We start from the raw sequence: 11,591 nt of genomic DNA, 5'->3' as shown, positions 1-11,591 counted from the left end.
CTGATTGCAGAAGCCGCAGGCGAAGCCTGCGGCTTTCAGGCATCCTGGGCGTCAAGGGACGGGAAACCCGTACGCGAGTCCCAGAATCACGGAGCCGCGCGTACGGGTTGGGTCGCGGGCCTCAGGCGGGAATGAGGCCGTGGGGATCGATGATGAACTTCTCGGCCACTCCCGTGTCGAAGGTCGCGTAGGCGTCGGGGGCGTCGTCGAGGCTGATCACCTTCGTGTTGAGCATCGCGCTCAGGTAGGGCATGCGGTCCCACAGGATCGCCATCATCAGCTCGCGGTTGTAGTGCATGATCGGTGCCTGCCCGGCGGCGATCCGCGGCGACTTGATCCAGGCCTTGCCGAAGTCGATCGGGTACGTTCCCTCTTGCTCGGCCTTCGACCCGGCGAGCGGGTCGGCGCCGTAGACGCCGATGACTCCGGTGGCTCCGCCGGCGCGAGTGGCGTCGATCACCTGGTTGAGGGCGTAGGCCGGGTCCATGTCCTCGGCCTCGCGGCCGATGCCGTGTGCCTCGGTGCCGACGTAGTCGACTGCGCAGTCGACCATGGGTTCGCCCAGGATGGCCTCGATCTGGTCGGTGAGCGCTGCGTCCTGGCTCAGGTCGATCGTCTCGCAGCCGTTCTTCTTCACCAGCTCCAGGCGGTCCTTGTGGTAGTCGCCGACGATGATGCAGGACGCCCCGAGGAGGCGCGCCGCCGCCGCGCCGCAGCGGCCGACCGGGCCGGCGCCGGCGAGGTACACGGTCGAGCCCGGCTTGGCACCGGCCTCCATGAGACCGTGGAAGGCGGTGGGCAGGATGTCCGAGAGCAGCGCCAGGTCACGGATCTTCGCCATGGCCTGGTCCCGGTCCGGGAAGCGCAGGAGCTGGAAGTCGGCGTACGGGACGAACAGGTACTCGGCTTGTCCGCCGGCCCAGTCGCCCAGGTTGAAGCCGTACGCTCCGCAGGACACCTCGGGGTTCGTGGTCTCGCAGACGTCGGTCCGGCGCGCCCTGCAGTTGCGGCATCGGCCGCAGGCGACGTTGAACGGGACGGAGACGAGGTCGCCCTCACTGAGGAACTCGACGTCGGGGCCGATTTCGACGACCTCACCGGTCATCTCATGCCCCATCACCATGCCCTGGGGGACCGGGAAGGACCCGCGGTATATGTGCAGGTCGCTCCCGCAGATGTTGGTGGCGACGATCCTGAGGATGACTCCGTGCGGAGCCTTCTTCCCGTTCGGCATCTGGAGCTTCGGGAAGTCCAGGGACTCAACGCGCATGTCTTTCGGGTTCTGGAAGGTGACGGCGCGGTTGCTGCTTGCCATGACGATCTCCTCTGCCGATCCACGGGGCCTGTCCGTGGGACTGCCGGATGTCAATTCGGTGGCTTGCGACTCCTTCCGATCAGGCGGGCTGGGGTGCGCTGGCGAAGCGTTCGACGATCGCCTTGCAGAAGGCGGGGAGGTCCTGCGGGCCGCGGCTCGAAATCAGCTGGCGGTCGATCACGACCTCTTCGTCGGCCACCTCGGCGCCGGCGTTGCGCAGGTCAGTCCGAATGCTGGGCCAAGAGGTGAGGCGGCGACCGTGCAGCACGTCAGCCTCCGCCAGGGTCCAGGGTCCGTGGCAGATGGTGGCAACGGGCTTCCCGGTCTCCACGAACTCCCCTACGAAGGCGACGGCGTCGGGGTCGGTGCGCAGCTGGTCGGGGTTCATGGTGCCGCCGGGCAGCAGGAGCGCGTCGTAGTCCCCCACACGGGCGTCGGCGACCTTCTTGTCCACGGAAAAGGTTCCGGCCGGGTCGATGTCCAGCTGGCGTGCGTTGATCTCGCCGGTGTGGAGGGACAGGAGTTCAGCCTGCGCTCCAGCGCCCAGCAGTGCGCCGAGAGGCTCTTCGAGCTCGACGCGCTCAACGCCGTCCGTGGCCAGGATTGCGACCTTCCTGCCGTGCAGTTCGTTGGTCATGGTGCGTCATTCCTTCCGGTGGTCGGCGGGCGGCCGGTTCGGGCCCGTGCTGCCGCCGCTCAGCTGCCGTCGAGGTGGAAGAGGACCTGGACCAGCCGTCCTCTCGGTGGCCGAAGGTTGCTGGGACGACTGCCGGTTGTACGCCTTGACGTCGGCCTGGCCCGTCCCCACGGTCTGGTGTGCACATCACCGTGGACGAAGTGCCGCACGAAAAAAGGCCTCACCACTTCCACTGTCCCATCCTCGCAAGACATATCAAAGGGGATGAATCGTTGCGCATGGCCGGTTTTGCGCAGAAAACCCGGCATGCGCTGAGGCATGCCGGGTTCGAGTCCGGCGGGTACACGGCCGCCGTGCGTGCCTACCAGTTGGGTCCGCGCACCGCCGCCGTGTTCAGGGCTGGCTTACGGCCACTGGCTGATCCCCGCCGCCCCGCGGGCAGGACCTGCTCTACGCGGGCTGCTTCTCCACGACGACGTCGAGCTGCTCGATCGTGGGCTCCTCGAAGAGCTTGCCCGTGTTCTCACCGAGCGCTTTCGCGACCGCACCCGACAGATGCGCCTGGCGCCCGTCGTCGTCGGGAAAGGCATCGAAGATTCCGAACGACGAGGGTCCGAACTGAATCCCGAACCACCTGACGGTCTTGGGCTCCCCCTCGACGATCGACAGCCCTTGGTTCAAGAAGTCGCGGACGTCGTCCTCCCTGCCGGGCAGTGCCTCGAGGCGTACCAGAAGCGCTTTGCTGACCTGCGTTGCCATCTTGGGTCTCCTCTGCCTCTACTCGGTTCGCGTGGTCCGTGACCGGGAACGCCGCTACGACCGAGACATTGGCCGTCGTAAAGACTCCTCAGCGGACTGTCGAAGACACGCGCGGTGGAGGCCTCCATCGCCTCCGTGGAACCGTTTGATCCATCCACCGTCACCTGGGACCGCATCACGCGCAAACGCAGTCGGGCTACCAGGCTCAGGGCGGAGCCCAGTCAGGCACGCTGCAGGGGTGTCACAGCATCTCCAGCGGCCGTTCACTCTCCGGCGGCGGGAACGCCCGGTCCAGCATCGCGAGGTCCTCGGCGGTCAGGTCCACGTCCAGAGCTGCTCTGTTCTCCTCGACGTGCGCGCGGGAGGACGCCTTCGGGATCGCGATGACGTCCTCGTGCCGCAGGACCCAGGCCAGGGCGATCTGCGCGGGCGTCGCACCGTGGGCGGCTGCCACGTCCCGCAGCGCCGGGTGGCCGAGCAGTCGGCCCTGCTCGACCGGCGAGTACGCCATGACGGGGATTGACAGTTCACGGCACCTGGGCAGCAGGCTGTACTCAGGACCCCGACGGCTGAGGTTGTACAGCACCTGGTCGGTCTGCGGCGAGGCTCCGGGCGGCAGGTCCGCGAGATCATCCACGTCCAGGTTGCTCACCCCCCAGGAGCGGATGGCACCCTCCCGCATCAGGGACTCGAACGCCTCCACCGTCTCCTCCAGCGGCACGGCACCACGCCAGTGCAGCAGGTACAGATCGATCCGGTCCGTACGCAGCCGGCGCAGGCTCCCCCGGCACGCCTCGGCGACTCCACGGGCGTCCGCGTGGGAGGGGAGCACCTTGCTGACCAAGAAGACCTCGTCCCGCCGGCCGGCCACCGCCTCGGCCACCACTTCCTCCGCCGCGCCGTCCCCGTACATCTCCGCGGTGTCGACGAGGGTCATCCCCAGGTCCAGCCCGGCGCGCAGGGCCGACACCTCGGCCGCGCGGCGCCCGGGATTCTCCCCCATCCCCCAGGTGCCTTGACCAAGCGCCGTGACCGCAACCCCGCAAGGAAGGACGACCGCCCGCGGATCCACCATGGCTTCCTCCTGGGTGTAACGGCGGCCAAGGCCGCCAACCACCAACAGACACGCACTGCCCGATCAGCGCGATTTTTCCGGACCCGGTCGACGGCGCGTCGACGCATCTGCTGTTAACGGTCCTGGTCGCCCTCCAGCATGCGGCGACGCTCTTGCTCACGCTTGGAGTAGGCGGCTGCCCGGATCGCCTCGTCAGTCTCCAAGCCCGATCCAAGGGCGCCGCCCACCGTGGCGATCGAAGCGACGAACCAGGACAGCGTCCAGTACGCCGTGGCGTCCAGCGGGTTTCGAGTGAAGGAGGCGAACACCCTGTCGTTGAGGATGAACAACGCCCACACGAAGTTGATGACCAGCAGACCCACGTAGCAGACGACTACCCCGATGCCCACAGTCAAGACGGTCGAGACGTTGTAGAGGGCTGCCTGCTTCCTCGCCTCCGGTGACTCCTCCGCCGTTCGATGCCACAGTTTCGCATCCACGATCAGCCAGCCGATCATGAGCGCGACAGACCCGACCGTGGCGATCACGAGACGTGGCGTGCTCAGAGACGCGGCGAGGCTCCAGACGGTGGAGTTCACCGTGGCGATGGCTCCCGTGGCGAGTGCGGCTGCCAGGGCCTTCGACAGACCCGGCACCAACCGCCAGGGCCGGTTGGCGCGAACCATGCCGACCAGGACCCTGAGGTATCCGCGCGGCCCACTGGTGACGTACCTCAGATCGGCAGATTCCTCCTCTGCGACCGGGTCTGGTTGGACAGGCGCGTGACGGCCGACGGAAGGCTCCAGCGACAGCCGACTCGATCCAGCCTCTTCACCCTCCCTGGCACGCGCGCCGGCCAAGCTGAGTACGGCTTCCTCCACGGCCCGTCGAACCCTTGTCTGCAGCCGCAGACCCCCCAGCGAGGGAAGGGACAGCAGCGCCAAACCGTCTTCATGACTCAGATCGACCACGAGTTTGCGCCCATGCGAGTGCAGCGGGAGATCGGTGAGGGCCACGACGATGTCCCAGTTCTCCTCACGCCCGCGGTCCCTGATCCGGCGCATCAAGGTGGGCGGATCCTCCGTCCCCGAAGTGAACGGCTCACTGACGACCTCTACGTCGAACCGTCTCCCCCGGCCCGACTTGCCGGCGAGTCGATCAGGAAGTCTCCGCGCCACACGCTGAGCGATCTCCGTCGGTGCATCGGGATCCGCCAGGAGAACCACCCGCATGACTGGACCCTTCTCGTCGGTCGCCCGCGATCGCAGGTGACCAAAGATTGCCTCCGCGGACGTGTCGGCGCACCCCGGCCTGCACCGTTTGCCACGCCGGACCACGATCGGCGCCCAACCCGGAGGCCGGCATCGAGCCGCATCCCTGTCGTCAGTCGGGGCGACCCATGCCCTGACCAGCGGATCCATCGTTTTTACGGAGCACCGACCTTGCCCGCCCCGCACGTCTCCCGCCCACACGACGGGACCTCTCTCGGTGTCCCGAACAGCACATGTTCAGCACATATGAACGCGGGAAGCCCCGCGAAGATGTGAGAACTATGGCGTCATGATTCCCTGACCAGGGCGCGTGTTGCCAGCATTCCCGCAGGTCAAGGCCCAGGTCATAAGGACCTCCTAAAGCGGGTGTCGCAGGTTCGAATCCTGCCGGGGGCACCAGTTCAGCAGGGGCCCACCTCCGGATTTTCGGAGGTGGGCCCCTGCTGACGACCAGGTCCGGGATCTGGGGAGATCCAGCCCGTGCTGTGGCCGCGGCACGCTCCACCGGCCTCTCATCGCACGTGATCACGGCTGTCGGACACCAGTGCTAGAACTCATGCATGGCGTACAGATTCACGGCACGGGTTGCTTGCGGGCTCGACGACCCGGACGAAGACGACTGCATGATGGCGGGTCTGGCCGAGTCGGACGACGAGGAAGCGTTCTCCCTGTTGTTCATGTGCGACTTCGACGAGCCCGACGCTCAGGAAGTGTCCCTGGGCATGGACACCCATTGCCTTGTCACACCCGACCAGGGCACCGCCTACGGCTGCGTCCGCGAAGTCGAGCTGAGCGGCGATGTGCTGCGGGTGCTCCTGGACCCTGCCTCGTTGACCGCCCTCGGTTTGACCGATCCCGTCGTCGAGGCGGTGCTTCGTGCGCCGGCGGCGGACCTGGCACGCATGCGTGACGTGCTACCGCGCATCCTGGAGTACGGACGCCCAGCTGCCCGCCCCAGCCTGATCAGGCTGTCTCGCAGCAATGGCTCTGCCGGTGACGCGGGAGCATTCACTACGTGACCACGGGGACACCGACCTCCGTTTCCCGCGAGGTGTCGGGACGCAGGCACAGGTGGAGCCTGTACCTGCCCACCTTCGGTTCCGGTACCTCGTTGAGGTGAAACCCACCGAGCCGGAGTGGCTCAACCTCCCTTACTGTCCCGAGGCTTTGGCCTCGAATGAGCAAGCAACAGCCGCCTAGGCTCGGGCCATGACGCCAATGGCCGCAGAGCTTGCGCACGACCTGGCCCCCTGCGGGGTGCTGCGGGTCTCCATCAACCTGGGCAATCCGGTCCTTGCTCAGGGGACTCCCGACGAGCCGTCCGGGGTCACTGTCGAGCTTGCCCGTGAGGTGGCCGCGCGTCTGGCGCTCCCGGTGGAGTTCATCTGCTTCGACGCGGCCCGCAAGTCGTACGCCGCGATGGCCGAGGGCCACGCCGACCTGTGTTTCCTGGCAGTGGATCCGGACCGCGAGAAGGAGGTCGCCTTCAGCCCGCCGTACGTGCACATTGAAGGGGTGTACGCGGCACCGGTGGACTCGGCGTTCGTCTCTGCCGACGACGTGGACCGGGAAGGGGTGCGCATCGGCGTCAAGAAGGGGTCCGCGTACGACCTCTACCTGAGCCGCACCCTGCGTCACGCCACCGTGGTGCGCGGCGACGAGGGGATCGGCGTCTTCCACGCCGAGGACCTGGACGTGGCGGCCGGCATCCGCCAACCGCTGACCGCGCATGTTGCCCGGCGGGCCGAACTGCGCCTGGTGGAACCCTCGTTCATGACGATCCGGCAGGCCATGGGTACCACGAAGGAGCGGCGTCCGGAGACCACACAGTGGCTCAGTGACCTCGTGACCGAGCTGGTGACGTCCGGATTCGTCGCCAAGGCACTGCGCCGCTCCGGCCAGGACCCGACGCTGACTGCCCCCATCGCGGTGTGACGCGGGCCTGGACGTCGGCAGCGCCTCGTGGCCCCTACGTGACCGATGGAGCGGTACGGAGCGGGGAACGAGGGTCGTCGTCCTCCATGGAGAAGTGCAAGGACCGGCGGTCGGACCGGTCGCCGTGGGTTGAGCAGGCGACTCGGCGGCCGTGACCGCGGCTCTGGAAGCCTCCGCCGCCGACGGTCGCAGCTTCCGTCCGGGGCTCGGCGGGCGGCGGCAATCTGCGGGTGTGGCCCGCGGGGGCGGGGCGTAACGTGGGCCGTGCATCTGGAGCGCCCGCTGGCGTGCTGATCCCGCGTACCCCCCACCGATTCCTCCGTGGCTGGGGTGCGCCCGGACGAGCGGAGAGTCACCGATGGGTACAGTCACCACCGACGACGGCACCACGATCTTCTACAAGGACTGGGGTCCGCGGGAGGGGGAGCCGATCGTCTTCCACCACGGGTGGCCCCTGAGCGCCGACGACTGGGACAACCAGATGTTGTTCTTCCTGGCGCAGGGCTACCGGGTCATCGCCCATGACCGCCGGGGCCACGGACGCTCCACCCAGACCGCGACCGGCCACGACATGGACACCTACGCCGCGGACGTGACCGCCCTGACCGACGCGCTCGACCTGCGGGGCGCCGTGCACATCGGCCACTCCACCGGCGGCGGCGAGGTCACCCGCTACGTGGCCCGCGCCAAGCCCGGACGTGTCTCGAAGGCGGTCCTGGTGGGTGCCGTTCCTCCGCTGATGCTGAAGACGGAGTCCAACCCGGGCGGCCTGCCGAGGGAGGTCTTCGACGGCTTCCGTGAGGGCGTCGCCGCGAATCGGGCTCAGTCGTTCATCGACATTCCCTCGGGGCCGTTCTACGGCTTCAACCGTCCCGGAGCCGAGGTGTCGCAGGGCCTGATCGACAACTGGTGGCGCCAGGGCATGATGGGCGCCGCGAACGCGCACTACGAGTGCATCGCGGCGTTCTCCGAGACCGACTTCACCGAGGACCTGCGGCAGATCGAGGTCCCCGTCCTCGTCGCGCACGGAACCGACGACCAGGTCGTCCCGTACGACGACTCGGCGCCTCTGACGGTCAGGCTTCTGAAGAACGGGACCCTCAAGTCCTACGAGGGCTATCCGCACGGGATGCTGTCGACGCACCCGGAGGTCCTCAACCCGGACATCCTCGCGTTCATCCGTTCCTGACCCCGGTGGTCCGGCCGGGCGCCCGCGATCACGGCGGAGGTAGCCTCGATGGCGACCAGTTGTCTCTCGGCTTGGGGGAAACACCGATGACCAAGGGCCCGTTCGTCGCCATGGCCGCCGCTACTGCCACGTTGGGGACCGTGCTCGGCGCTCTGACACTTCAGTTGCGCGCGGACGGCTACGAGCAGTACGTCGAGTCCGTGGGCACCTTCAGTGTCCTGATGTTCGTCACGGCGATCCTGACCATGGTCACGTGGGTTCGCGACGGCCGGCCGAACGCGAACTGAGCTGCCGGCCGTGCCGCCGGAGTGGGCACGGCGGAGCACCAGGGAGGCCCTTCCGTCCGAGCGGCGGGAGGGTCTTCGTGCGTCGTACGGGAGGGGACCGGGGCCCCACGCCCGGGCGGTGGTCGGCTGCGACGTCGCGGTGAGCGGCGCCGGGCGGGGTGCGTCGGCCGAGTGAGGGCTCTGCGTCGGCGTGCCCGGGCGGCTGCCCGCAGCGATACTGGGAGCAGCCGCGGGACGACGCTCGCCGGGCGCCGGAGCGACCCCCCGCGGCAGGCCACCGTGGTGGCGACGTCGCCGCCGTCGGAAGGGGGTCGCGATGCACCGCTGGATCGCCCGCTCCGGCACCGTCCTGTCGAGCACCGTCCTGTCCGGCACCGGCGGCCCAGGGCCGTGGGGGTGAGGGGCGTGGTCACGACCGGTGGGATGTCCCCGGAGCCCGTCGGCGCCGGCACCGACCCGCTGGGGGACCCGTACCTGCGTACACGGTTCGCCCCGCCGTCGCGGCCTGCCACCTTCCTGCGGCGGCCGAGGCTCGTCGCGCATCTGGATCAGGCGTCGCGTACGCCGCTGACGCTGGTCAACGGTTCGGCCGGGGCCGGCAAGACGCTCCTGACGGCGGACTGGGCGTCGGGGCTCGGGCTGCCGGTCGCCTGGCTGACCGTCGAAGCCGGGGATCTGCGGCCCGGGGTCTTCTGGGCCTACGTCTTCGAGTCGCTGCGCAGGTGCGGCGCGCGGGCGGACGGCGGCGCCGGGAGGCCCGCGGACTCGGGCGGCGTGGGGCGCGGGCTGCTGTCCTCGCTCGCCGCCGAGCTGAACGCCCGTGAGCGTCCCGTGGTGCTCGTGCTGGACGAGTACGACCGGATGACCGCGCCCGAGGTGGCGGAGCAGGTGGAGTTCGTCCTGCACCACGCGGGGCAGGGGCTGCGCCTGGTCCTCGTCACCCGGACCGAGCCGCTGCTCCCGCTGCACCGGTACCGGACCGCGGACCAGCTGACCGAGATTCGCGGCGCTGAGCTGTCCTTCACCCCGCAGGAAGCGGAGGCGCTGCTGCGACTGCACGGGCTGCGCCTCTCCCCGCCCGCCGCGTCCGCCCTGGTGGAGCGCACCCGGGGCTGGGCCGCCGGGCTGCGGCTGTCCGCCCTGGCGGCGCGGGAGAGCAGCGACCCGGAGCAGTACCTGAAGGAGTTCGAGGCGGACCACAGTACGGTCGCGGACTTCCTGCTGGCGGAGGTCCTGAGGGGGAGGCCGGAGGAGGAGCAGGACCTGCTGCTGCGGGTCAGCGTCCTGGACCGTTTCTGCCCGGCCCTGGCCGACGCCCTGACGCTGCGGACCGATGCCGAACGGATCCTGGCGGGGCTGTACCGGGAGAACGCGTTCATCGAGCGGCTGGGGCACTCCTGGTACCGGCTGCACCCGCTCTTCCGGGAGATACTCCGGGCCCACCTGCGCGCACGCATGCCCGAGGCGGAACCGGAGCTGCACCTGCGGGCCGCCCGGTGGCTCCGCCGTTCCGGCTTGCTGGCGGAGACGCTGACCCATGGTGTCGCGGGCGGCGACTTCGATCTGGCCGCCGGGGCGCTCGTCGACGACCTCGCCATCGGCCAGCTCTTCACGGGCCTGCGCTCGGACGCCCTGGCCCAGCTCTTCGCCGGGATGGGGCCCGAAGCCGCAAGCCCGGCCAGTGACCTCGTACGGGCGGCCGGGGCGCTGACCCGACGCGACCTCGATCGCGGTCTGGACCGGCTGCGGCGGGCCCGGGACCAGTTGTCCGACGCCGAGGAGTCCGGCTCCCCGGGGCCGGCGGCGGCCCGGCTCAGCTGCGCGCTGCTGGAGGCGCTCGCCGCCCGGCTCACCGGGTGCCCTCCGAAGGCCGAGCGGGCCGCCGTGGCGGCCGAGGAACTCCGCCGGGACCTGCCGGACCGGCTGCTGGACGAGCATCCGGAGCTGACCGCCCTGCTGCTGACGCACGTGGGGTCCGCCCGCCTGTGGGAAGGACGCTTCGACGACGCGCGTGCCGTGCTGAGCCGGGTGACCGACGCCCGGGGCGGCTCCGCGACCGTCCTGCCCCGCGCGGAGTCGATGGGGCACCTGGCGCTGATCGACTACCTGGGCGGCTGGCTCGGCCGGGCGGAGCGCAGGGCTCTGGCCTCCGTGTCCGAGGCGGAGCGGGCGGGCCTGCCGCGGCCGCCCGGTGCGGGTCTGGGCCGGCTGGTCCTGGCCGCGGTGGCGGTGGACCGCCAGGAGCTGGACCGGGCGCGGGCCCTGCTCGACGAGACGGCCGGACTGCCGGCCAGGGAGCACGACCCCGTGCCGACCGCGGGGCGAGCGCTTGCCCTCTCCCGCCTCCTCCTCGACGCCGGTGAACCGCACGCCGCCGCCGAGGCGGTGGAGCCGGTCCTGTCCGCGGCCGTGGCGTCCCCCTGGGCGGAGAGCCACGCGGCAGTGGTCCGCTCCGCCGCCTGCCTCGCCGACGGGCGGCCGGACGAAGCCGTACGGCTGCTCCGGGGCGTACGCGGCGATCAGCCCGTGTGCGCCGTGGAGGCGGCGGCGATCCAGGTCGCCGCGGGGCGGCCCGGTGCGGCGGCCGAAGTACTCGGTGCCGTCCGGGCACAGGGACGCACCGGCCCCGCGGTGAGCGTGGGGGCGGCGCTCGCCCGGGCCCGGGCGGCTCAGCAGTCGGGGGACACGGTCGGCGCGCGCGGATTCGTCGCACGCGCTCTTCTCGACGCTCGGCGTGAGCGTCTGCGGCGCCCCTTCCTTCAGGCAGGGGACTGGATCGAACCGCTGCTGGCCACGGCCTCGCTGCGCGACCTCGCGGACGGCTGGCTGCTGCCCGGCCGGCCGCGGGGGCGAGGCGAGCCGCCGCCGCCCGTGTCCGATCAGGCGCCCCTGGTACCGGTGGAGCTGAGCGGACGGGAGCGCGACGTCCTGCGGCGGCTGGCGCGCATGATGACCACCGAGGAGATCGCCGCCGATCTGTACGTGTCCGTGAACACGGTCAAGACCCACCTCAAGAGCGCGTACCGGAAGCTGGCGGTGAACCGGCGCGGCGACGCGGTGCGCCGTGCGCGCGAGCTCGGTCAGCTGTGAAGAGGCGCCGCCTGGACGTGTGAGGGCCCCTCGGCCACGGTGAGTGCGTCAGGG

10 protein-coding genes are annotated in these 11,591 nt (G+C 70.0%); 5 read left to right on the top strand and 5 right to left on the bottom strand.

The window, feature by feature from the left end:
- Positions 1-121: 121 nt before the first annotated feature.
- From EV562_RS24670 to EV562_RS24650, 5 genes are all read right to left on the bottom strand, one after another.
- Positions 122-1,315 (bottom strand): alcohol dehydrogenase catalytic domain-containing protein, encoded by a 1,194-nt coding sequence (locus EV562_RS24670; protein ID WP_133889035.1) that lies wholly within the window; start codon positions 1,313-1,315, stop codon positions 122-124.
- A 79-nt stretch (positions 1,316-1,394) separates the two neighbouring features.
- Positions 1,395-1,952, bottom strand: coding sequence for a type 1 glutamine amidotransferase domain-containing protein (locus EV562_RS24665; RefSeq protein ID WP_133889034.1), 558 nt, complete (start codon positions 1,950-1,952; stop codon positions 1,395-1,397).
- A 450-nt stretch (positions 1,953-2,402) separates the two neighbouring features.
- On the bottom strand, positions 2,403-2,711 hold the full coding sequence (locus tag EV562_RS24660; protein WP_133889033.1) for an antibiotic biosynthesis monooxygenase: 309 nt from the start codon (positions 2,709-2,711) through the stop codon (positions 2,403-2,405).
- A 241-nt stretch (positions 2,712-2,952) separates the two neighbouring features.
- Positions 2,953-3,786 (bottom strand): aldo/keto reductase, encoded by an 834-nt coding sequence (locus EV562_RS24655; RefSeq protein WP_133889032.1) that lies wholly within the window; start codon positions 3,784-3,786, stop codon positions 2,953-2,955.
- A gap of 113 nt (positions 3,787-3,899) precedes the next feature.
- Positions 3,900-4,997, bottom strand: coding sequence for a hypothetical protein (locus tag EV562_RS24650; RefSeq protein ID WP_208298412.1), 1,098 nt, complete (start codon positions 4,995-4,997; stop codon positions 3,900-3,902).
- Between the two features lie 599 nt (positions 4,998-5,596).
- Here EV562_RS24650 and EV562_RS24645 point away from each other — a divergent pair.
- The 5 genes from EV562_RS24645 to EV562_RS24620 all read left to right on the top strand — a co-directional run bounded on the left by EV562_RS24645 (position 5,597) and on the right by EV562_RS24620 (position 11,537).
- A complete protein-coding gene (locus EV562_RS24645; protein ID WP_133889031.1) occupies positions 5,597-6,055 on the top strand; it encodes an Imm10 family immunity protein in 459 nt (152 codons plus the stop codon).
- A gap of 199 nt (positions 6,056-6,254) precedes the next feature.
- On the top strand, positions 6,255-6,971 hold the full coding sequence (locus tag EV562_RS24635) for a transporter substrate-binding domain-containing protein (RefSeq protein WP_243860146.1): 717 nt from the start codon (positions 6,255-6,257) through the stop codon (positions 6,969-6,971).
- A gap of 358 nt (positions 6,972-7,329) precedes the next feature.
- Complete coding sequence (locus tag EV562_RS24630) at positions 7,330-8,160, top strand: alpha/beta hydrolase (RefSeq protein ID WP_133889029.1); 831 nt, start codon at positions 7,330-7,332, stop codon at positions 8,158-8,160.
- An 86-nt stretch (positions 8,161-8,246) separates the two neighbouring features.
- Positions 8,247-8,447, top strand: coding sequence for an SCO3870 family protein (locus tag EV562_RS24625; protein ID WP_133889028.1), 201 nt, complete (start codon positions 8,247-8,249; stop codon positions 8,445-8,447).
- A gap of 423 nt (positions 8,448-8,870) precedes the next feature.
- Entirely contained in the window at positions 8,871-11,537 is a 2,667-nt protein-coding gene (locus EV562_RS24620; RefSeq protein WP_133889133.1) for a LuxR C-terminal-related transcriptional regulator, read from the top strand.
- The last annotated feature ends 54 nt before the right edge of the window (positions 11,538-11,591 follow it).

It is taken from the genome of Streptomyces sp. BK208 (genome assembly GCF_004364245.1).
In the GTDB taxonomy this organism is placed as follows: Bacteria; Actinomycetota; Actinomycetes; order Streptomycetales; family Streptomycetaceae; genus Streptomyces.
This window is presented reverse-complemented; position numbering and strand designations above follow the sequence as displayed.